We start from the raw sequence: 19,064 nt of genomic DNA on the forward strand, positions 1-19,064 counted from the left end.
CGCCGAGGGGCGAAAAGGTGACCTGAGTCGGGCACCAATTCACCTGATGTCGAAGAACCGCCGTGTGACGCGGAGCGTCACGAAACGCATTACCACGCGGAGCGTGTGAACGATAGTTATCAACCAGGCAACACTGATCAAAGATAAGCCGTCGCAATCCCTTTGCGTTCGTTCAGGCAATCTTCCGCACCCGCTTCGAATTCACGACAGATCAACGGGCGTTTCTCGTAGATCGTACACATCATCGTGTTGCGATCCAGCGCAGCGCACCAGCCGTCATCCAGACGCAACATGACCTCGCCACCCCACTCATCGGTATCGATGTAACGCTCAGGCACGCCCGTATCGGTGATCAGCATCACTTCCAGTTGGCAGCAGCAGGCTGCGCAGGTCGAACACGTGACCGCGGGTTCTTCGCCGTGGATCTCTGCGAGCGGGATGAGTGTAGCGTTCAGAGCGGTTCTCCCGAGTGTCTGGCGGCGCGGGCTGCCAGCCATTGCAGCAGGGGAAATACACCCGCCCAGACCAGGCCCAGCACCAGCATGCCTGGCCACACTCCAAGGGGAAGATGGACCTGTGCCAGTTGCGAGCCGGCATAGTACGACATCGGGCCGCCAATAGCGCCCAGCACGACTGCGCGCCATAGTGGCTTCGCCGTCCAGGCCAGGCAATGATTGAGCGTGGTGCCCAGCACCGCCCACAACAGCGCCAGCCACAGCGGCAAGAGATAGCCGCCCGTGCCGAAATCAAAAACGCCGAGTGTCATCAAGGCACTGTCCAGCACGATACCGATCATGGTCACGGTCAGAATCAGCCGGCCTTCGGCTGCCCATGAGCTGATCCACATAAAATGCACCGCCAGGACGCCGATGGCGATCAGCAGCCAGAAGCTGTTGCCGCCCAGTACGCAGGCGAACCAGCCGATCTGAAACAACAGCGCATTGGCGATGGATTTAAGCATTGAAGCGCCCAAGCAAGGGTTCGCGCAGCGCTTCGGGCTTGGCGAGCAGCAGTTGCGCGGTGCCAATGGTCCGCTCCAGGAAGCCGCCTTCGCAGTAGCACAGGTAAAACTCCCACAGGCGCAGGAAATGCTCGTCGTAACCCAGCTCAGCGAGTTTGCCGTGAGCGTTTTTGAAGTTGTCGTGCCACAGGCGCAGGGTGCGTGCGTAGTGCAAGCCGAAATCTTCCATGTGCAGCAGGTTCATGTCGGTATCGCTGCCGACGATGTCGAGCATCTTCGCCACCGAGGGCAGGGCGCCACCGGGGAAAATGTAACGCTGGATGAAGTCCACATTGCGTTTGGCCTGTGCGTAACGCTGCTCGCGAATGGTGATCGCCTGCAACAGCATCATGCCGTTGCTTTTCAGCAGGTTCGCGCATTGCTTGAAGTACGTGGGCAGAAAGCGATGGCCGACCGCTTCGATCATCTCGATGGACACCAGCTTGTCATACTCACCGGTCAGGTCACGGTAGTCGGTCAGCAGCAGCGTCACGCGATCCTGCAGGCCCAGTTCGATCAGCCGTCGCTCGGTGTAGGCGAACTGTTCTTTGGACAGGGTCGTGGTGGTCACCTGGCAGCCGTAGTGCTGCGCAGCGTAAATAGCCATGCTCCCCCAGCCGGTGCCGATTTCCAGCAGGTGATCGGTGGGTTTCAAGGCAAGTTTCTGGCAGATACGCTCAAGCTTGTTCAACTGCGCCTGTTCCAGCGTGTCGTCTTCGCTGAGGAACTGCGCGGCCGAATACATCATCGTCGGGTCGAGAAACTGCTCGAACAGGGTGTTGCCCAGGTCGTAGTGGGCCGCGATGTTTTTCTGCGAGCCTTCGCGCGTGTTGCGGTTGAGCCAGTGCAGCGCATGAATCAGCGGGCGGGTCAGGCGTGCCATTCCGCCCTCCATCGCATCCAGCACATCCAGATTGCTGACAAACACCCGGACCACCGCCGTCAGGTCTGGTGTCGTCCAGTAGCCATGAATGAAGGCCTCACCCGCACCGATGGAACCGTTGCTGGCGACCATGCCCCAGGCTGCCGAATCGAGAATGTGGATTTCAGCCTGAATCAGTGCGCCGTTCTTGCCGAACACATGGCGCTCACCCCGTTCGATTACTACCAACTGGCCGTTACGCAGTCCTGCGAGTTGCCTCAGCACGCCTCGACGCAAGAGGTTGGCAGTCAAACCATTGGTGCCCAGATTGGCAGAAAAACTACTGCTACTGCTTTTCATGGAGTGAGTCCTTGGATTGCGCGGCGGCAGCACGGTACTCGCCGTCAGCGGCCTGATGGGAAAAGATGGGTATGCGTTTGACCAGCAGGCGCATGGCCTGCCAATAAATGGCCAGACAGGTTTTCGCGGTCATCCATGGATAAGCGATCAGATAGCGGTGCAGCGTCTTGCGGTTCAGATTCTGGCGGGTCAGATTGAGCGTGGCGTCGAACATCTTCAGCTCGCCTTGCCAGTCAGCCATGTGTACACCAATCCGTTCGGCGGGCTGGCTGAAGCTCATGCGGTATTCGAGATCACGTGGCAGGAACGGGGAAACATGAAAGGCCTTGGCCACGGCAAAATGCTGATGGCCTTCACCGGTGGCGGGCAGCACGTAGCTGTAGCGCTCGCCCCACGGGGTGTTGGTGACTTCACACAGAATGCCGGCCAGTGTGCCGTCTGCCTCATGGCAGTAGAAAAAACTCACCGGGTTGAACGACAGGCCCCAACTGCGTGCCTGGGTCAGCAGGCAGACGCGACCCGACGGAATGCGGCCCAACGCTTTGCCGACCCGCTCGCGGACCGCCTGGATGAGCGTCAGCCCTTGCCCGGTCAGCTCTGGCAGATAGTCTCGCTCACGAAACGAGAACGGCGCAAAACGCCCCCGACCTGCCAGTGGGGAAAGCCCCAGCACGCTGTCCTGCTCATCCAGATCCAGATAGAGCAGGCCTATCCGATAGGTGAACTCATGGGCGCGCGGTGCAAACCGCCGGTGGCTGATCCAGCCACTGTAGAGGGCGCTGTTCACAGCGTTTCACCAAAGGCCTGGGCGACACGCAGGCCGCTGACCACGCCGTCTTCGTGGAAGCCATTGGCCCAGTAGGCGCCGCAGTACCAAGTGTGATCGACACCGTTGATTTCCTCCCAGCGCGCCTGTGCAGCGATCGCACCGAGGCTGTATTGCGGATGGGCATAGTGGTAGCGGCCAAGGATTTTGGCCGGGTCGATGGCGGCAGTCTGATTGAGGCTGACGCAGAACGTCGTGTCGCTCTCGATCCCTTGCAGAATGTTCATGTCATAGGTAACGGCGGCCGACTGCTGTTCGCCGCCGCCCAAGCGGTAGTTCCAGCTCGCCCAGGCCAGTTTGCGCTTGGGCAGCAGTCGCGTGTCGGTGTGCAGCACCACATCGTTTTCGGCATAGCGCAGGGCGCCGAGAATCGACTGCTCGGCACTCGATGGCTGCGCCAGCAGGGCCAGGGCCTGATCGCTGTGGCAGGCAAACACCACCTTGTCGAAACGTTCGCTGCCCATGGCGCTGTGCAGCGTCACACCTTCGCTGTCACGCTCGACACGTGTGACCGGGCACGACAGACGAATGCGCTCGCGGAACGAGGCTGTCAGCGGTTCCACATAACTTCTGGAACCGCCCTGAATCACACACCATTGCGGGCGGTGGGTGACCGAGAGCAGGCCGTGATTCTTGAAAAAACGCACGAAGAACTGCAACGGGAAGCCGAGCATGTCGGCCAGCGACATCGACCAGATCGCCGCGCCCATAGGCACGATGTAATGATCGATGAAGCGCTGGCCATAACCGCCGGTCTTCAGGTATTCGCCCAGCGTGGTGTCCGCCGCGATGCGCTGGTTTTCCAGATCATCGACCGATTGGCGATTGAAACGCAGGATATCGCGCAGCATGCCCCAGAACCGTGGCGACAGCAGATTGCTGCGCTGGGCGAACAGGCTGTTGAGGTTGTTGCCGTTATATTCCACGCCGGTGCGCGGATCATGCACCGAAAAGCTCATTTCGGCGGGCTTGAAGCCGACACCCAGCTGGCTTAGCAGGCGAATGAAATTGGGGTAGGTCCAGTCGTTGAAAACAATGAAACCGGTGTCAATGGCGTAGGCGCGGCCCTCGACCTGCACGTCCACCGTGTGAGTGTGCCCGCCGATCCAGTCCGAAGACTCGAACACGGTCACCTCATGCGCGCGGTTGAGCAGGTAGGCACTGGTCAGGCCAGCGATCCCGCTGCCAATGACTGCGATCTTCATTGCGCGTCCTTATTCGACGATTCGTTGCGCGCCATGCGTTTGCCGAGGGCCAGTCGGGCGCGTGCCGGGAGCAGGGCCAGCAAGCTCATGCTGAAGATGAACAACGCCGGAAAGGCGATATCCAAGGGGCGTTTGTTGCGCCCCAGTTTGCTGGCGATATGTTTGGCGGCCTTCTCGACCGGCCAGCGCATCGGCATGGGGAAATCGTTTTTCTGCGTCAGCGGCGTGTCGACGAATCCAGGGCTGACCACCGTCACGTCGATGTTTTCGCTGGCCAGATCCAGACGCAGGGCTTCTAGTAGATAACGCAGGCCGGCCTTCGACGCGCCGTAGGCCTCGGCGCGGGGCAGCGCCAGGTAGGTCACCGCACTGGCGACGCCGACCAGATGCGGCTGATGACCTTTGCGCAACAGCGGCAACGCGTGCTCGATGCAGTAACTGCTGGCCAGCAGGTTGGTGCGCACCACACGTTCGACCATGGCCGCTTCAAACTGCCGGGCATCGATGTATTCGCAGGTGCCCGCGTTGAAGATGGCGGTGTCCAGAGCTCCCCATTGCTGCGCGATATCGCCGGCAATCGCCTTGACTTGCTCGGGGTCGGTGATGTCACCGGTCACCAGCAGCACCTGCGTGGGATAAACGTTCGCGAGGTTTTGCAATGGCTCAAGCGTGCGGGCGGTCAGCGCGAGCCGATGACCGGCGTTGAGCAGTTCTTTGGCCAGCGCCAGGCCAATGCCGCTGCTTGCCCCGGTCAACCAGATGCGTCGTGCAACAGGAGTGCTCATCCCAACCTCTTCTTCAACCAATGGATGACCCGACCCATGATGGGCAGATGTTCGTAGAGCAATGCACCGGCATCGAAGTAGTCCCGGTGCCGATAAACCTTGTCGCGCCACTTCAGGTGCGAACAGCCTTCTACCTGAATTGTCCGGCCGGCGGCTAGACGCGGATGCGAATAACTCATGGTCCAGACCAGATAGCCCTCGCCGGGGCGCACCTCGTCGAAGGCGTGGAAGTCGAAGTGCAGGTCCTGGACGTTGGCGTACAGTTCGCCGAAATAGCGGCGCATGGCGGCAAGGCCGTGGATATCGTGCATCGGGTCGCTGAACGACACGTCTTCGCTGTACAGCTCGGCAACCTGGTCAAGGTTGTCCTTGTTCAGCGCGGCAAAACCTTCGGCGAAGCGATGCAGGAAATCAGCCATGTTCGACTCCTGCGGCCGGCTGTCGAGCCGGTAGGGCCTTGAACGCTGCCAGGGCGCGGGCGCGGCTTTTGCTCAGGTCGACGATGGGTTTCGGGTAGTCAGCCGCGCCAAACAGGTCACCGATTAACGACGGGTCATGAATCTGCTTTTTATTCAGATCCGCCAGTTCCGGCAGCCAGCGTTTGATGAACACGCCTTCGGGGTCGAAGCGTTCCGACTGCGACAACGGATTGAAAATACGGAAGTAGGGCGCCGAGTCGGTGCCGGTGGACGAGCTCCACTGCCAGCCACCATTGTTCGAGGCCAGGTCGCCATCGATCAGGTGGCGCATGAAAAAGCGCTCGCCCTCGCGCCAGTCGATCAGCAGGTTTTTGGTGAGAAACATCGCAACGACCATCCTTAGCCGATTGTGCATCCATCCGGTTTCCAGCAACTGGCGCATCGCTGCGTCAATGATCGGCAGCCCGGTGCGCGCTTCTTGCCAGGCGCGCAGCTCTTCGGGGGCATCGCGCCACTTCAACGCCTCGGTTTCCGGGCGAAAGGCGCGATGACGCGAGACGCGCGGGTAGCCGACCAGCGTGTGTTTATAGAACTCTCGCCATAATAGCTCGTTGATCCAGGTCACGGTGCCCACGTTGCCGGTCTCGAACTCGCCCTGATTGCTGGCCAGGGCCGCGTGCAGGCACTGGCGCGGCGAAATCACCCCGGCCGCCAGATAGGCCGACAGCTGGCTGGTGCCGGGCTTGGCCGGAAAATCTCGTTCGTCCTTGTAGTAGCTGATCTGCTCGTCGGCGAACGCGTCCATGCGCCTTCTGGCTTCCGCCTCACCGGCTGGCCACAGGTCACGCAACGCTTTCGCTGGCGTGGCAAAGCCCTTGACCTGATCGGGAATCGGATCGCTTTTTATCGACTGTGCCGGCTGCGCTTTCGGGGTGCGCACCGGGTGCGGCATGGCCTCGTGCAGTCGGGTGTAGCAGACCTTCTTGAACTGGGTGAATACCTGAAAATAGTTGCCGGTCTTGGTCAGGATGCTGCCGGGCTTGAATAACAGCTGATCGAGATAGCTGTTGAAGTGCACACCGGCTTTTTCCATCGCCTTCTGCACTGCCTGGTCGCGACGGGTCTCGTTGATGCCGTATTCCTGATTGAGGTGCAGGCCCTCGACCTTGAACTGTGTGCACAGCTTTGCCAGCACTTCAGGCGCCTGGTCCCAGGTGTCCGCCTCGCGGATCAGCAAGGGAACATTCAACTCGCCCAGCGCTTTCTCGAGCTCGACCAGGTTGCGCAGCCAGAAGTCGACCTTGCAGTCGGCGTCATCATGGCTGCGCCACTGCGCGGGACTGAGCAGGTAAACCGCCAGCGTCGGACCGCGCTCCATGGCGGCGGTCAGGGCAGTGTTGTCTTGAGCGCGCAGGTCGCTGCGCAGCCAGATCAGTTGCATGAGAAGTCCTTAGATAAGTCCGAGCTTGCCCAGCTCGATCTGAGCGCTGAGTACGTCATGGGCAAGGGTCAGTCCAGATATCTCGTTGGCCTGTACGAGCAACTCGGCATTATGGATCTGCACCGTTGGTCCGCCCAGCACGACAGGGCAGGTGATATTGGCCAGCAATCGTGGCAGCTGGGTCACGTTCAGCGACTTGCTGGAATACAGCAATATGCCGCGTGGCTTGAGGTATTCGGCTGCCAGCGCCAGCTCGCCGACCGGCAATGGCCAGTCGAACACCTCGACCGGGCAATCGGCGCTGCTCACCAGCCAGGCCGCGAGCCACAGATGCGGCTCCAGCGGCAGATCGGACTGATTGACCAGCAGCAACGGGCTGCCATTGAGCTGACGGTTGTTGTGATAGATGCGCGCGCCGAACTTGCTGCGCAGCCAGGAGTAGAAAAACGTGCGCTCCAGTTGTGCGCCGAACTTGCCTTGCCAGCGCCGTTCCAGTTCGGCCAGCAGCGGCAGCAGCAACTGTTCACACAGTGTGCGCGGCGGGTACAGCGACATCGCCTGATTGAACACGTCATCGACCCGGCGTTCGGCCAGCTCGCCGATCGCGACCAGCAAGGTCTGACGCAATGCGTCCCAGTCGTTGGTCGGCGGCAGAGCGTCCTGGCGATTGTCGTCGATCAGGCCCTTGACCTGACTGACCGACACGCCACGGTTGAGCCAGGTCAGAATCTTCATGACGCGCTGCACATGCTCGTCCGAATACAGCCGATGACCTTTGGCGGTGCGGTGCGGGACAATCAGTCCGTAACGCCGCTCCCAGGCGCGCAGGGTAACGGCGTTGACGCCTGTCTGTCGTGCGACCTCGCGGATCGGCAGCCAGTCGCCCGGCACGTCTGTGTCTGTTTCATTCATGAGTCAAATCGCATTGCGCAGGCTGAGGTTTTCCGGGTGGGGCTGCATGTACACCTGCAGTGCCACATAGGGGTCCGGATGTTGGCGAAAATGATGCTTGAGCAGCGTCAGCGGCACGATCAGTGGCACGATGCCCTGGTGATACTGGGCGATGACCTGCTGGATTTCCTGCTTGTCCTCGCTGGTAATGGTTTGTTTCAAATAACCGCACAGGTGTTGCAGGACGTTGGTGTGCGTACTGCGCGTGGCGCACTTTTTCAAGGCCGCCATCAGTTGGCTGAAGTACAACGGCGCGATTTCGTTCGGGTCGGTGCGGCCCATGCTGCCGAGCATCTTGCCCAGCGCCTTGTACTGCACCGGATCGTTGGCCATCAGCTGGTATTTATAGCGCGAGTGGAATTCGGTCAGGGCGCGCCGGGTGATGCCTTCCTTCAACAGCTGTTTCCAGGCGGCATAGGCAAACACGCGGGTGACGAAATTTTCGCGCAGCACCGCATCGTTGAGCCGGCCGTCTTCCTCAACGGGCAGATCGGGATGACGTTCGCAGAAGGCCTGCGCATAGATCCCGCGACCACCGCCATCGACCGGAGCGCCGTTTTCGCGGTAGACCTTGACGCGCTCCAGACCGCAGGACGGGGATTTCTGCATGAAGATGTAACCGCATATATCGCCCAGCTCATCGGCCATCTGTATGCCGTAATCCGCCAATGCCTCGGTAACGTCCAGGTCACGATTGACCGTGCCGAGCGCCTTTGGATTTTCTGCGTCGCCTACCAGCCTGATCGGCTCGCGGGGGATGCCCATGCCGATAGCGACTTCGGGGCACGCCTGGACGAAATCGAAATACTTGCTCAGCGCCTGCGTACACAGATGAGATTCCTTGTGTCCGCCATTGAAGCGAACCTCGGCACCCATCAGGCAGGCACTGATGCCGAGTTTGGGTTTTTCGATTAAGGACGTCGCCATCAGTCACCTCTACAGAAGACTTGTACAGATAGTTCGTGCTGTACAACTTGTCTTCATCATAGGGGTGTAACTGTACAAGTCAAATTCTTTGTAGAGGGCGGTAAAAGCTACTTCCAGCCCATTCGCCAGGTATCCGCCTGTTGCAACACCTGCCACGGCAGCCGCTCGCTGCGCTGGGTCAGCACAGCCTGCAGTTCGATTTCCAGCACAGTGCCTTCTTCGTCCTTGAACAGCTCGGTGACCAGGAAGTGCTTTTCCCGGTTGAGCGGGGTGGCGGCTGTCCATTTCGACAGCAGCAGCTTGCGCGGGTTGATCTGATTCATTGCACATGCTCCAGCAGTCGGCGCGCTGCTTCCTGGCCACTCAGCCATGCGCCTTCCACGCGCCCGGACAGGCACCAGTCGCCACAGACATAAATGCCCAGATCGGCGTCCGACAAGGCGCCCCATTCGTGAGAGCCGGCAGGCCGTGCGTACAGCCAGCGGTGCGCGAGGCTGAACACTGGCGGGGGCATGGTGCAATCGATCAATTCCGCGAATGCACCGTGCAACTGTTCGGTGACCTGTTCTCTGGAAGCGTCGAGATTCTGCCTGCTCCACTGGCTGGTGGCGTGCAGCACCCAGGTATCGAGCGTGGCGTCGCGACCAGGTTTGCTGCGGTCGCGGGCCAGCCAGTCCAGCGGGCTGTCCTGCACGAAGCAACCCTGCATGGGCGTCTGCAACGGGGTTTCGAAGGCCAGCGCCACGGCCCAGGTCGGGTCCATCTTCACGCCTGCCACGACGCTGGCCAGTTTCGGCGCAGCAGCCAGCAGGGCAGTGGCCTGAGGGGCCGGGGTGGCGATGATCACATGGCTGAAAGGGCCGTGGCTTTCGCCTTCGGCATCCAGCAGGTTCCAGTGTTGTTCGCCACGGAACACTTCAGTGATGCGACACGAGAACGACACCGGCAGATCGCCGCGCATCGCCCGGGTAATGGCGCTCATGCCAGGCGTGCCGACCCAGCGCACCTGCTCGTCCGGAGAGGGGCTGAGCCTGCCGCCATGAAAGTTATAGAGCGAGGGTGTCCACTCGGCGACGTGACCCTGGGTTTGCCACTGCTTGACTGCGGTGGCAAAGCGTCGGTCACGGGCGGTGAAATACTGTGCCCCCATGTCCAGCGAACCTGCGTCGCTGCGCTTGCTGGACATACGACCGCCGCTGCCGCGGCTCTTGTCGAAAAGGTGCACTTGATGCCCGGCGGATGTCAGCGCCTGGGCTGCGGAGAGTCCGGCGATACCGGTACCGATGATTGCGATAGGGACAGTCATAGGGGCCTCGTTACCTTGTCTGTACAGACTACGCCGTAGTTAAAACCTGTACAATCTTCTTGTTTGGTATAACTTGCAGTGGTTTTAGAATTTAGCGGTTGAGTCACATTGCCACTGGCAAGGTCGAACGGTTCAGCGACTCGGGCAAAGGCCTCGAGGCTGCGTTTCATTCTGCTGTGGCCTATGGTTCAGCTGACAGTTTCGTTTTCCGGACCAGCGTCACGGACAGCGTCACTGGTAAAAATAAGACTACCCAATTGTCACCTACGCCACGCGAGGTTATCTGCCATGCACATATTGCTGACCGGTGGTACTGGTTTGATAGGACGAGCGCTCTGCCGTTTCTGGTCTGCTCAAGGCCATGAATTGACGGTATGGAGCCGAAAACCCGCCGACGTCGTCGAGCTGTGCGGCCCTTCGGTGCGTGGCATTGCCAGCCTTGATGAGCTGGGTACGCAGCCGGTGGATGCAATTATCAACCTGGCGGGCGCGCCCATTGCGGATCGTCCGTGGACCCGCAAGCGCCGCCTGTTGCTGTGGGAAAGTCGCGTCGGCCTGACCGAGCAACTGCTGAAATGGCTGGGCACTCGCGAGCAAAAACCTGCGCTGATGATTTCCGGCTCTGCAGTCGGCTGGTATGGCGACAGTGGCGAGCGCGAGATCGACGAAACCTCGCTGCCTGCCAAGGAAGACTTTGCCAGCCAGCTGTGCAACGCCTGGGAAGAAACCGCACAACGCGCCGAGGCGCTGGGCGTGCGCGTGGTGCTGATACGCACAGGCCTGGTGCTGTCCGATCGTGCCGGTTTTCTGCAGCGTCTGTTACCTCCTTTCAAATTCGGCATGGGCGGGCCGATCGGCAATGGCAGGCAGTGGATGCCGTGGGTTCACATCCAGGATCAAATCGCCGCGATTGATTTTCTGTTGAATCTGAATGAAGCAAAGGGTCCTTATAATGTCTGTGCGCCGTCGCCGGTGCGCAATCGTCAGTTTGCCAAGGCCCTGGCCGGCACTCTGCACCGGCCGGCATTCATGCCCATGCCGGCGCTGGCCCTGAAAGTATTGCTGGGCGAGCTTTCGGTATTGCTGCTCGGTGGCCAGCGTGCTCGGCCGGAGCGTTTGCAGGAAGCTGGTTTTACATTCAAGTACACCGAACTCGACACCGCCTTGCAGGATTTGCTGGGTCGCCACTGAACGCTGTTGAAATGAATAGGATGTTGCATGACCGATCACGCTTTGTTGCTGGTCAATCTGGGTTCGCCTGCCTCTACTCAAGTGGCAGACGTGCGCAGCTATCTGAACCAGTTCCTGATGGATCCTTATGTGATCGACCTGCCATGGCCAGTGCGCAGGCTGCTGGTCTCGCTGATTCTGATCAAGCGGCCCGAGCAGTCCGCACACGCCTATGCGTCCATCTGGTGGGATGAAGGTTCGCCCCTGGTGGTGCTGAGCAAGCGTCTGCAGCAGGCGATGAAAAAGGAGTGGTCGCACGGGCCGGTTGAACTGGCCATGCGTTATGGCGAGCCGTCCATCGAAACCGTGCTGACGCGGCTGGCAGAGCAGGGCTTCAAGAAAGTCACCCTGGCGCCGCTGTACCCGCAGTTCGCCGACAGCACGGTGACCACGGTCATTGAAGAAGCCAAACGCGTGGTGCGCGCCAAATCGTTGAAGATGCAGTTCTCGGTTCTGCAGCCGTTCTACGATCAGCCCGAGTACCTGAGTGCACTGGTGGAAAGCGTGCGGCCGCATCTGGAGCAACCTTATGACCATTTGCTGCTGAGCTTCCACGGTCTGCCCGAGCGGCACCTGCACAAGCTCGACCCTACCGGCAAGCATTGCCTGAAGGACGACTGCTGCATGACCGCACCCGCCGAAGTGCTCGCCACCTGCTATCGCGCGCAGTGCATACAATCGGCGGCGGCGTTCGCCAAGCGTATGGGCATTCCTGACGGTAAGTGGTCGGTGTCGTTCCAGTCACGTCTGGGGCGCGCCAAGTGGATCGAACCCTACACCGAAGCGCATCTGGATGAACTGGCGGCGAAAGGTGTCAGGAAGCTGCTGGTCATGTGCCCGGCGTTCGTCGCTGATTGCATCGAGACACTGGAAGAGATCGGTGACCGCGGTGCCGAGCAGTTCAAGGAAGCGGGGGGAGAGGAACTGATCCTGATCCCTTGCCTGAACGACGACCCCAACTGGGCGAAAGAGCTGAACAGGCTGTGCGAGCGTGCGCCGTTGATGTTGTGATGCGCTGAACCGCGGAGCATGGGCACGATAGTGTTCTTCCAGACGCTTATCGTTTCTCACGCTCCAGTGTGGGAATGCCCTGGGTGACGCTCCGCGTCACAAATCTGCGCCGCACCCCATGTTCAGGACAGGACGCAGAGCGTCCAGAACTGCATGCCAACGCGGAGCATTGGCACGATAGTCAAGAAGTGAAGCGTCAAGGCAACTGATCATCCAGTTGCTTGTTCTTCCAGCTGTCATTGCCCGGCAGGATCAGGTTCAGGGCGATGGCGGTCACGGCGCACAGGGCAATGCCTTTCAGGCCGAAATCGTTCGGTCCGTTGCCGGTGCCGATCAATACGCCGCCGATCCCGAACACCAGCGTGACCGAGACAATCACCAGATTGCGCGCTTCGGCCAGGTCGATCTTGTGGCGGATCAGGGTGTTCATGCCCACTGCGGCAATCGAACCGAACAGCAGGCACAGAATGCCGCCCATTACCGGGACTGGAATGCTCTGCAGCAGCGCCCCGAATTTGCCGATGAACGCCAGGATGATGGCAAAGAACGACGCCCAGATCATGATCTGCGGGTTGTAGTTCTTGGTCAGCATCACCGCGCCAGTCACTTCGGCGTAGGTGGTATTGGGCGGGCCGCCGAACAGGCCGGCAGCGGTGGTGGCGATGCCGTCGCCGAACAACGTGCGGTGCAGGCCCGGCTTTTTCAGGTAGTCGCGTCCGGTCACGCTGCCGACTGCAATCACCCCGCCGATGTGTTCGATGGCCGGGGCCAGGGCGACCGGGACAATGAACAGAATCGCCTGCCAGTTGAATTCCGGTGCGGTGAAGTGCGGCAAGGCCAGCCAGGCGGCGTCAGCGATCTTTTTGGTATCGACCACACCAAAGTAGAACGACAGCGCGAAGCCCACCAGCACGCCGGAGATGATCGGCACCAGACGGAAAATGCCTTTGCCGAACACCGCCACAATCAGTGTGGTCAGCAAGGCCGGCATCGAAATCAGCATGGCGGTCTGATAAGGAATCAACTGCACGCCATCGCCGGACTTGCCCATCGCCATGTTGGCTGCAATCGGCGCCATCGCCAGACCGATCGAGATGATGACCGGCCCGATCACCACAGGAGGCAGCAGGCGGTCGATGAAACCGGTGCCCTTGATCTTCACGGCCAGACCGAGAAAGGTGTACACAAAGCCTGCCGCCATGACACCGCCCATGGTTGCGGCCAGACCGAACTGGCCCTTGGCGAGGATGATCGGGGTGATGAAGGCAAAGCTCGAGGCCAGAAAGACCGGCACCTGACGCCCGGTGACGATCTGGAACAACAGCGTGCCCAGGCCTGCGGTGAACAGTGCCACGTTCGGATCGAGCCCGGTGATCAGCGGCATCAGGACCAGCGCGCCAAAGGCCACGAACAGCATTTGCGCGCCGGATAGAATCGTGCGCCACAGTGGATCGTTGAACTCCTGCTGCGTCATCGGGTTACGCGTCCTTCTGCTTGGTGCCGAAAATCTTGTCACCGGCATCGCCCAGGCCCGGAATGATGTAGCCGTGTTCGTTAAGACGCTCGTCGATGGAGGCGGTGTAGATCATCACATCCGGGTGCGCTTGCTCTACGGCAGCGATACCTTCGGGCGCCGCAACCAGAACCATGGCGCGGATTTCCTTGCAGCCAGCCTTCTTCAGCAGGTCAATGGTGGCGACCATCGAGCTGCCGGTGGCCAGCATCGGGTCGATGATCATCGCCAGGCGCTCGTCGATTTCCGGGACCAGTTTTTCCAGGTAAGTGTGTGCCTGCAGGGTTTCTTCGTTGCGGGCCACGCCGACCGCGCTGACCTTGGCACCCGGGATCAGGCTGAGCACGCCGTCCAGCATGCCGATACCGGCGCGCAGAATCGGCACGACGGTGATTTTCTTGCCTGCGATCTTCTCGACTGACACCGTACCGGCCCAGCCTTGAATGTCGTAATTTTCCAGGGTCAGGTCGGCCGTGGCTTCATAGGTCAGCAGCGCGCCGACTTCCTGAGCCAGCTCACGGAAGTTCTTGGTACTGATGTCGGCGCGGCGCATAAGGCCGAGCTTGTGGCGGATCAGCGGGTGACGGATCTCACGAATGGGCATGGGGAAAGGCTCCAGCGGGGCAAAAATCGGTCTAGGTTAATCTATTCAGCTGTTACTGTCTTAAAGCACGTGCAGTATCGTTACGAAGCTTCGACGTTCGCGGCTTTTGCAAGACACACGCAACGTTAGTCCAGAATCACTTGCTCTGGCTTGAACGGATGCGTACCTTTGCCCGCTTTTCTCAAACTGCCTTACCTGGAGAGCGTCATGTCCGCTGATCTCGAGCATATCCGTCAAGTCATGCGCGAAGCTGACTGCCTGTACACCGAGGCCGAAGTGGATGCGGCCATTGCCCGCGTCGGCGCGCAGATCAATGCCGAACTGGCCGAGCGCAATCCTGTCGTGTTCTGCGTCATGAATGGCGGCCTGATTTTCTCCGGCAAGCTGCTCACCCACCTGAACTTCCCGCTGGAAGCGTCCTACCTGCACGCAACGCGTTATCGCAACGAAACCACCGGTGGTGATCTGTTCTGGAAAGCCAAGCCGGAAGTCTCGTTCATGGACCGTGACGTGCTGATCATCGACGACATTCTCGATGAAGGTCACACCCTGGGTGCCATCATCGACTTCTGCCGACACGCCGGTGCCCGCGCCGTGCACACCGCCGTGCTGATCGACAAGGACCACGACCGCAAGGCCCGTCCGGACCTGAAAGCCGACTACGTCGGCCTGCCGTGCATCGACCGCTACATCTTCGGTTTCGGTATGGACTACAAAGGCTACTGGCGTAACGCTGCCGGTATCTATGCGGTCAAAGGGATGTAAGGCATTCTGACGGCCGCTTCTGCGAACAGGGGCGGTCGTCGATTCGCAATTACATGGAAACCCTCAATGAAGCTACTGATTCCCGGCGCCGTGGCGTTGGTGCTGTTGTCTGGTCTGGCAGTTGCCGCACCTGCTGCGCCGGTTTCGGCCAGCCCCATGCACGATCAATACCTGCCGCCTGACGACCTGAGCCTGCGCGAAGGTGTGCCCGAGCAGCAACAGTTGATGCGTGTCACCGAATACACCATCGTTGCCGGTAACCAGCGGCAGTCGAGTCAGCAGCCGATTCCGGTCACCTCGCCCTTGTCGCTGCGCCTCAAGGGCAAGTCGCTGAACAAGGGCGCGTCCATCTCCCAGGTGCTCGTGCACTTCGATGGCGGTGATAGCAAAAGCCTTAAAAAGCCGACCTATGATGAGCCGTCGCGCACGTTGACGCTTTATTACCCGCTGTCCCAATACCGTGTGCTGGTGGACTTGCTGCGCAACGAGAAGGTCTATTGCCAGTTCCTCAGTTATGCCAACGGGCACATCTGGGCTGATCTGCACACCACCTCTGCACGTGCGCGTTGAGCGCGGCGCTCGCCGGAGGGTAAACTGCCCGACCGTGAAAGTGTCTGCGACCTGCTGGAGCCTGTAATGCGTAAAGATAAGAAGCAGTTGATTGGCGATGAGATCGGCGATGAGCAGATTAAACTGTTCCTCGATTTCGAGCCGTATGATGCTACCTCGCCGTCGCTGCACAAGCTGATCAAGGCCTACCGTGGGCTGCGCATCAACGATTTCGAACGCTTTCTGGTGTTCTTCAAGGAAGCGGGCCATGACTTCGACGGCAAGGACGAGCACGGCAACGACTTCATCGCCCTGATCAAGGATCAGCGTAACGCTGACGAGTACATCGAACTGATCGAAAAAGCCCGCGGTTGACTATCCTGCCAAGGCTCCGCATTGCCAGGGCTGGACGCAGAGCGTCCGGAACTGCATTCCCACGCGGAGCGTGAGGAACGATAGGCGCACCAGAGAACACCTATCGTGCCAATGCTCCGCGTTGGCATGCATTTCGTGACGCTCTGCGTCACACGGCTACGCTGCACCGCACGCAAAGCGTACGGACGAAAGCTGCAGTCATTTGCGCGCCTGATACGCCTTGCCGTAATGCCGCTCCAATCGTGACTGCAACAACTCCAGCCCGATCGACATGATCCAGTACAGCACCGCTGCGGTGGTCAGCATTTCGATGTATCGATAGCTGGAGCGGCCGTAAGACTGTGCCAGAAACATCACTTCCCAGACGCCCATCACTGAAATCAGTGAGGAGTCCTTGAGCATGGAGATGAACTGGTTGGTGGTCGGCGGAATGATCGTGCGCATGGCCTGGGGCAGGGTAACGCGCCAGAAGATTTGCGCCGGGCGCAAGGCCAGGGCCAGCGCGGCTTCACGCTGTCCGGCAGAGACGCCGATGATGCCCGCACGGAAAATCTCGCTCAGGTAAGCTCCGTAGTTGAGCGACAGCGCGATCACCCCCGCCGTGATGGCTCCGGGCACGATGCCGAGTTGTGGCAGGCCGAGATAGATCAGCAGGATCTGGATCAACAGCGGCGTGCCGCGAAAGAACGAGGCGTAAAAGCTGGCGATGCCGAACGCCACCGCGCTGCTGGAAAGCCGCGCGAGTGCCGTGACAAAGCCGAGCGCCACCGAGACCACGATCGAGCACACTGACACGAACAATGTCAGCGCCGCGCCCTGCAGAAAGCCGTTGGGGGCCAGATGCAGCCCGATCAGATTCGGCAGTTTGTCGAGGATGATCGACAGCTTCAGATCGAAGCTCAGGAAGAAACCGGCGAACAGCACAAACATGGCCAGCCAGGTCAGGTAAAGCCGTGTGCGGAAGCCGAAAACTCGCTTGAGCAGGCTCTGCTCGGCCTGCTCGGGTGGGCGCTGGGGCTGAAAGGAAGTCATTTGCTGATGTCAGCACCGATCCACTTTTGCGACAGCTTGCTCAGGGTGCCGTCGCTCTTGAGTTCGGCGAAGACTTGGCGAACCTTGGCGTCCCATTCCGGATCGTCTTTTTCGATGGCCACCGAGTTGGGTTCTTCATACAGCGGCTCGCCCGCCAGTTTGAAGCGCTTGTCCTGATCCAGGCGCGGTTTTGCGGTCACCAGATTGGTGAGTATCGCGTCCAGCCGCTTGCTAGCACCCAGCCCGAGGTCTTGAAAGGCCACGTTGTCGTTGTCGTACGGGGCGATCTGTACGTCTTCGAACGGGTACTGCAGTGGCTTGTCTTCGGCGCCATCAATGACCAGATTCTTGTTCAGATAGCTTTCATAGCTGGAGGCGCTGGTCAGACCGACCTTCTTGCCGCTCAGGTCCTTGGCCGAATGAATACGATCATCCGAGGCGTTGACTACGATCACCGCAGGCGAGGCGTAATACTCGACCGGGAAGTTGAACACTTCGGCGCGGGCCTTGCTCGGTGTCATCGAGCAGACGCAGATGTCATAACGGCCACTCCAGTGGCCTGCGGCGATCACGTCCCAGGACGGCGTTTCAAGGCGCAACTTGACGCCCAGTTTCTGCGCCACGGCCTTGGCGACGTCGACATCGAAGCCGTCCAGTTCATTCTTGTCATTCAGGAAAGAGAAGGGCGGGTAACTTTCCATGAGGACGTTGACCAGCTCTTTGTTTTTCTGCACGCGATCCAGCGTGGCGCCGGCCATAGCGTGTGTGGAGGCCGCCAGAGTGACCAGGCCGATGCCCAGCAGAGCGCGATAATTCACAGATTTCCCCTGAAAAAGTGTTTGTAGTTTGATGAAAGGGCCGTATTAAATACGTTATACAAGACTGACTCATAATGAGTTTTTTTCATATACATATAAGCAGATCACATATGACTCAAGGCACAACTGTAATTCTCGATGGCGGCATGGGCCGTGAACTGCAGCGTCGCGGAGCCCCGTTTCGCCAGCCGGAGTGGTCGGCTCTGGCATTGAGTGAAGCACCCGAAGCGGTGAGTGCGGTACACGCCGCTTATATCGAAAGTGGTGCTCAGGTCATCACCAGTAACAGCTACGCCGTCGTGCCGTTTCATATTGGCGAAGAACGTTTTGCCCGCGAAGGTCAGGCACTGGCTGCGCTGGCCGGGCAACTGGCGCGTGAGTCGGCCGATGCCTCTGGCGGACGCGCCCGTGTGGCGGGCTCCATTCCGCCGCTGTTCGGCTCCTATCGCCCTGACCTGTATCAGCCGGAGCAGGCTGCCGATGTGCTGAAACCACTGGTTGCCGGGCTGTCGCCGTATGTCGACCTGTGGCTGGCCGAAACCCAGAGCTGCATTCTCGAAGCGCAGACCATCCGCGCCGGGCTGCCCAATGACGGCAAACCGTTCTGGCTGTCGTTTACCCTGCAGGATGAGGACGCTGACGAAACTCCGCGTCTGCGCTCAGGCGAGCCGGTCGCCGATGCCGCCAGGGCCGCCGCAGCAATGGGGGTCGCCACGCTGCTGTTCAACTGCAGCCAGCCAGAGGTGATCGGCGGCGCAATCGACGCGGCGCGTGAGGTGTTCAAGTCGTTGAACGTCGACATAGCCATTGGTGCGTATGCCAACGCCTTCCCGCCGCAACCCAAGGACGCCACGGCCAACGACGGTCTGGATGAGCTGCGTGAAGACCTTGACCCGCAGGGCTATCAGCAGTGGGCGGCAGACTGGGTCAAGCGCGGCGCCACGCACATTGGCGGCTGCTGCGGAATTGGCCCGGAGCACATTGCCGTACTGTCCGGAAGCCTCTGACCGGCACCTGCAATAAACCCAATAAAAAGCCCCGTGGCTGGTAAAGGCTCACGGGGCTTTTTGTTACAGCACAGCAGC

22 protein-coding genes are annotated in these 19,064 nt (G+C 60.1%); 6 read left to right on the forward strand and 16 right to left on the reverse strand.

Annotation, left to right across the window (positions count from 1 at the left end; all coding sequences use genetic code 11):
• Positions 1 to 137: 137 nt before the first annotated feature.
• From LCH65_RS07325 to LCH65_RS07380, 12 genes are all read right to left on the reverse strand, one after another.
• Positions 138 to 497 carry a YkgJ family cysteine cluster protein gene (locus tag LCH65_RS07325; protein WP_044309893.1) on the reverse strand — a complete coding sequence of 120 codons (360 nt, stop codon included), beginning with the start codon at positions 495 to 497 and terminating at the stop codon, positions 138 to 140.
• Positions 452 to 961, reverse strand: coding sequence for a DUF2878 domain-containing protein (locus tag LCH65_RS07330; RefSeq protein ID WP_226439276.1), 510 nt, complete (start codon positions 959 to 961; stop codon positions 452 to 454). The genes LCH65_RS07325 and LCH65_RS07330 overlap by 46 nt, the downstream gene beginning before the upstream one ends.
• On the reverse strand, positions 954 to 2,222 hold the full coding sequence (locus tag LCH65_RS07335) for a cyclopropane-fatty-acyl-phospholipid synthase family protein (protein ID WP_003433715.1): 1,269 nt from the start codon (positions 2,220 to 2,222) through the stop codon (positions 954 to 956). Before LCH65_RS07335 ends, LCH65_RS07330 begins: the two co-directional genes overlap by 8 nt.
• Entirely contained in the window at positions 2,209 to 3,009 is an 801-nt protein-coding gene (locus LCH65_RS07340) for a DUF1365 domain-containing protein (RefSeq protein WP_003433714.1), read from the reverse strand. Before LCH65_RS07340 ends, LCH65_RS07335 begins: the two co-directional genes overlap by 14 nt.
• Positions 3,006 to 4,253, reverse strand: a complete 1,248-nt coding sequence (locus LCH65_RS07345; RefSeq protein WP_058397495.1) for an FAD-dependent oxidoreductase — start codon at positions 4,251 to 4,253, stop codon at positions 3,006 to 3,008. The genes LCH65_RS07340 and LCH65_RS07345 overlap by 4 nt, the downstream gene beginning before the upstream one ends.
• Positions 4,250 to 5,038, reverse strand: a complete 789-nt coding sequence (locus LCH65_RS07350; protein WP_003433712.1) for an SDR family NAD(P)-dependent oxidoreductase — start codon at positions 5,036 to 5,038, stop codon at positions 4,250 to 4,252. The genes LCH65_RS07345 and LCH65_RS07350 overlap by 4 nt, the downstream gene beginning before the upstream one ends.
• The gene (locus tag LCH65_RS07355; protein ID WP_003433711.1) at positions 5,035 to 5,457 is read right to left on the reverse strand and encodes a nuclear transport factor 2 family protein; all 423 of its coding nucleotides are present in this window, start codon (positions 5,455 to 5,457) and stop codon (positions 5,035 to 5,037) included. Before LCH65_RS07355 ends, LCH65_RS07350 begins: the two co-directional genes overlap by 4 nt.
• Entirely contained in the window at positions 5,450 to 6,898 is a 1,449-nt protein-coding gene (gene phrB, locus LCH65_RS07360; protein ID WP_044309898.1) for a deoxyribodipyrimidine photo-lyase, read from the reverse strand. Before phrB ends, LCH65_RS07355 begins: the two co-directional genes overlap by 8 nt.
• Positions 6,899 to 6,907: 9 nt before the next feature.
• Complete coding sequence (locus tag LCH65_RS07365; RefSeq protein WP_044309899.1) at positions 6,908 to 7,810, reverse strand: MerR family transcriptional regulator; 903 nt, start codon at positions 7,808 to 7,810, stop codon at positions 6,908 to 6,910.
• A gap of 3 nt (positions 7,811 to 7,813) precedes the next feature.
• Positions 7,814 to 8,776 (reverse strand): DUF523 and DUF1722 domain-containing protein, encoded by a 963-nt coding sequence (locus LCH65_RS07370; protein WP_003365594.1) that lies wholly within the window; start codon positions 8,774 to 8,776, stop codon positions 7,814 to 7,816.
• Between the two features lie 107 nt (positions 8,777 to 8,883).
• Positions 8,884 to 9,099, reverse strand: a complete 216-nt coding sequence (locus tag LCH65_RS07375; protein ID WP_002552164.1) for a TIGR02450 family Trp-rich protein — start codon at positions 9,097 to 9,099, stop codon at positions 8,884 to 8,886.
• On the reverse strand, positions 9,096 to 10,082 hold the full coding sequence (locus LCH65_RS07380; RefSeq protein WP_003365592.1) for an FAD-dependent oxidoreductase: 987 nt from the start codon (positions 10,080 to 10,082) through the stop codon (positions 9,096 to 9,098). The genes LCH65_RS07375 and LCH65_RS07380 overlap by 4 nt, the downstream gene beginning before the upstream one ends.
• 288 nt (positions 10,083 to 10,370) lie before the next feature.
• On the opposite strand from LCH65_RS07380, the gene LCH65_RS07385 reads away from it, so the two are divergent.
• Together LCH65_RS07385 and hemH are read left to right on the forward strand one after the other, a co-directional pair.
• The gene (locus LCH65_RS07385) at positions 10,371 to 11,273 is read left to right on the forward strand and encodes a TIGR01777 family oxidoreductase (RefSeq protein ID WP_096107988.1); all 903 of its coding nucleotides are present in this window, start codon (positions 10,371 to 10,373) and stop codon (positions 11,271 to 11,273) included.
• 27 nt (positions 11,274 to 11,300) lie between these two features.
• A complete protein-coding gene (gene hemH / locus LCH65_RS07390; RefSeq protein WP_024661430.1) occupies positions 11,301 to 12,323 on the forward strand; it encodes a ferrochelatase in 1,023 nt (340 codons plus the stop codon).
• A 196-nt stretch (positions 12,324 to 12,519) separates the two neighbouring features.
• Here the strand turns inward: hemH and LCH65_RS07395 are convergent, their stop codons facing one another.
• Both LCH65_RS07395 and upp read right to left on the reverse strand, forming a co-directional pair.
• Entirely contained in the window at positions 12,520 to 13,797 is a 1,278-nt protein-coding gene (locus LCH65_RS07395; RefSeq protein WP_003365584.1) for a uracil-xanthine permease family protein, read from the reverse strand.
• Between the two features lie 4 nt (positions 13,798 to 13,801).
• Positions 13,802 to 14,440, reverse strand: a complete 639-nt coding sequence (gene upp, locus LCH65_RS07400) for a uracil phosphoribosyltransferase (protein ID WP_003365583.1) — start codon at positions 14,438 to 14,440, stop codon at positions 13,802 to 13,804.
• 207 nt (positions 14,441 to 14,647) lie between these two features.
• Here upp and LCH65_RS07405 point away from each other — a divergent pair, with 207 nt between their 5' ends.
• The 3 genes from LCH65_RS07405 to LCH65_RS07415 all read left to right on the forward strand — a co-directional run bounded on the left by LCH65_RS07405 (position 14,648) and on the right by LCH65_RS07415 (position 16,129).
• Positions 14,648 to 15,205 carry a hypoxanthine-guanine phosphoribosyltransferase gene (locus LCH65_RS07405; RefSeq protein ID WP_003433705.1) on the forward strand — a complete coding sequence of 186 codons (558 nt, stop codon included), beginning with the start codon at positions 14,648 to 14,650 and terminating at the stop codon, positions 15,203 to 15,205.
• A gap of 66 nt (positions 15,206 to 15,271) precedes the next feature.
• Complete coding sequence (locus tag LCH65_RS07410; RefSeq protein WP_003365577.1) at positions 15,272 to 15,775, forward strand: hypothetical protein; 504 nt, start codon at positions 15,272 to 15,274, stop codon at positions 15,773 to 15,775.
• A gap of 66 nt (positions 15,776 to 15,841) precedes the next feature.
• Positions 15,842 to 16,129, forward strand: coding sequence for a PA4642 family protein (locus LCH65_RS07415; protein ID WP_003365576.1), 288 nt, complete (start codon positions 15,842 to 15,844; stop codon positions 16,127 to 16,129).
• Between the two features lie 198 nt (positions 16,130 to 16,327).
• On the opposite strand, the gene LCH65_RS07420 is transcribed toward LCH65_RS07415, so the two are convergent.
• Positions 16,328 to 17,161 carry an amino acid ABC transporter permease gene (locus tag LCH65_RS07420; protein ID WP_003365574.1) on the reverse strand — a complete coding sequence of 278 codons (834 nt, stop codon included), beginning with the start codon at positions 17,159 to 17,161 and terminating at the stop codon, positions 16,328 to 16,330.
• Positions 17,158 to 17,979 (reverse strand): ABC transporter substrate-binding protein, encoded by an 822-nt coding sequence (locus tag LCH65_RS07425; protein WP_096120489.1) that lies wholly within the window; start codon positions 17,977 to 17,979, stop codon positions 17,158 to 17,160. The genes LCH65_RS07420 and LCH65_RS07425 overlap by 4 nt, the downstream gene beginning before the upstream one ends.
• A 110-nt stretch (positions 17,980 to 18,089) precedes the next feature.
• Between LCH65_RS07425 and LCH65_RS07430 the strand changes: the two genes are divergently transcribed.
• The gene (locus LCH65_RS07430; RefSeq protein WP_226439277.1) at positions 18,090 to 18,986 is read left to right on the forward strand and encodes a homocysteine S-methyltransferase family protein; all 897 of its coding nucleotides are present in this window, start codon (positions 18,090 to 18,092) and stop codon (positions 18,984 to 18,986) included.
• The last annotated feature ends 78 nt before the right edge of the window (positions 18,987 to 19,064 follow it).

Origin of the sequence: Pseudomonas sp. MWU16-30316 (assembly GCF_020515645.1) — a bacterium.
GTDB lineage: Bacteria > Pseudomonadota > Gammaproteobacteria > Pseudomonadales > Pseudomonadaceae > Aquipseudomonas > Aquipseudomonas cerasi.

Coding starts and splice junctions, on each gene's coding strand:
- LCH65_RS07350 (WP_003433712.1), bottom strand. CDS start 5,038: ATGAGCACTCCTGTTGCACGACGCATCTGGTTGACCGGGGCAAGCAGC.
- LCH65_RS07325 (WP_044309893.1), bottom strand. CDS start 497: ATGGCTGGCAGCCCGCGCCGCCAGACACTCGGGAGAACCGCTCTGAAC.
- LCH65_RS07385 (WP_096107988.1), top strand. CDS start 10,371: ATGCACATATTGCTGACCGGTGGTACTGGTTTGATAGGACGAGCGCTC.
- LCH65_RS07375 (WP_002552164.1), bottom strand. CDS start 9,099: ATGAATCAGATCAACCCGCGCAAGCTGCTGCTGTCGAAATGGACAGCC.
- LCH65_RS07415 (WP_003365576.1), top strand. CDS start 15,842: ATGCGTAAAGATAAGAAGCAGTTGATTGGCGATGAGATCGGCGATGAG.
- LCH65_RS07355 (WP_003433711.1), bottom strand. CDS start 5,457: ATGGCTGATTTCCTGCATCGCTTCGCCGAAGGTTTTGCCGCGCTGAAC.
- LCH65_RS07330 (WP_226439276.1), bottom strand. CDS start 961: ATGCTTAAATCCATCGCCAATGCGCTGTTGTTTCAGATCGGCTGGTTC.
- LCH65_RS07345 (WP_058397495.1), bottom strand. CDS start 4,253: ATGAAGATCGCAGTCATTGGCAGCGGGATCGCTGGCCTGACCAGTGCC.
- LCH65_RS07430 (WP_226439277.1), top strand. CDS start 18,090: ATGACTCAAGGCACAACTGTAATTCTCGATGGCGGCATGGGCCGTGAA.
- LCH65_RS07420 (WP_003365574.1), bottom strand. CDS start 17,161: ATGACTTCCTTTCAGCCCCAGCGCCCACCCGAGCAGGCCGAGCAGAGC.
- LCH65_RS07370 (WP_003365594.1), bottom strand. CDS start 8,776: ATGGCGACGTCCTTAATCGAAAAACCCAAACTCGGCATCAGTGCCTGC.
- hemH (WP_024661430.1), top strand. CDS start 11,301: ATGACCGATCACGCTTTGTTGCTGGTCAATCTGGGTTCGCCTGCCTCT.
- LCH65_RS07380 (WP_003365592.1), bottom strand. CDS start 10,082: ATGACTGTCCCTATCGCAATCATCGGTACCGGTATCGCCGGACTCTCC.
- LCH65_RS07405 (WP_003433705.1), top strand. CDS start 14,648: ATGTCCGCTGATCTCGAGCATATCCGTCAAGTCATGCGCGAAGCTGAC.
- LCH65_RS07395 (WP_003365584.1), bottom strand. CDS start 13,797: ATGACGCAGCAGGAGTTCAACGATCCACTGTGGCGCACGATTCTATCC.
- LCH65_RS07365 (WP_044309899.1), bottom strand. CDS start 7,810: ATGAATGAAACAGACACAGACGTGCCGGGCGACTGGCTGCCGATCCGC.
- LCH65_RS07410 (WP_003365577.1), top strand. CDS start 15,272: ATGAAGCTACTGATTCCCGGCGCCGTGGCGTTGGTGCTGTTGTCTGGT.
- LCH65_RS07335 (WP_003433715.1), bottom strand. CDS start 2,222: ATGAAAAGCAGTAGCAGTAGTTTTTCTGCCAATCTGGGCACCAATGGT.
- phrB (WP_044309898.1), bottom strand. CDS start 6,898: ATGCAACTGATCTGGCTGCGCAGCGACCTGCGCGCTCAAGACAACACT.
- upp (WP_003365583.1), bottom strand. CDS start 14,440: ATGCCCATTCGTGAGATCCGTCACCCGCTGATCCGCCACAAGCTCGGC.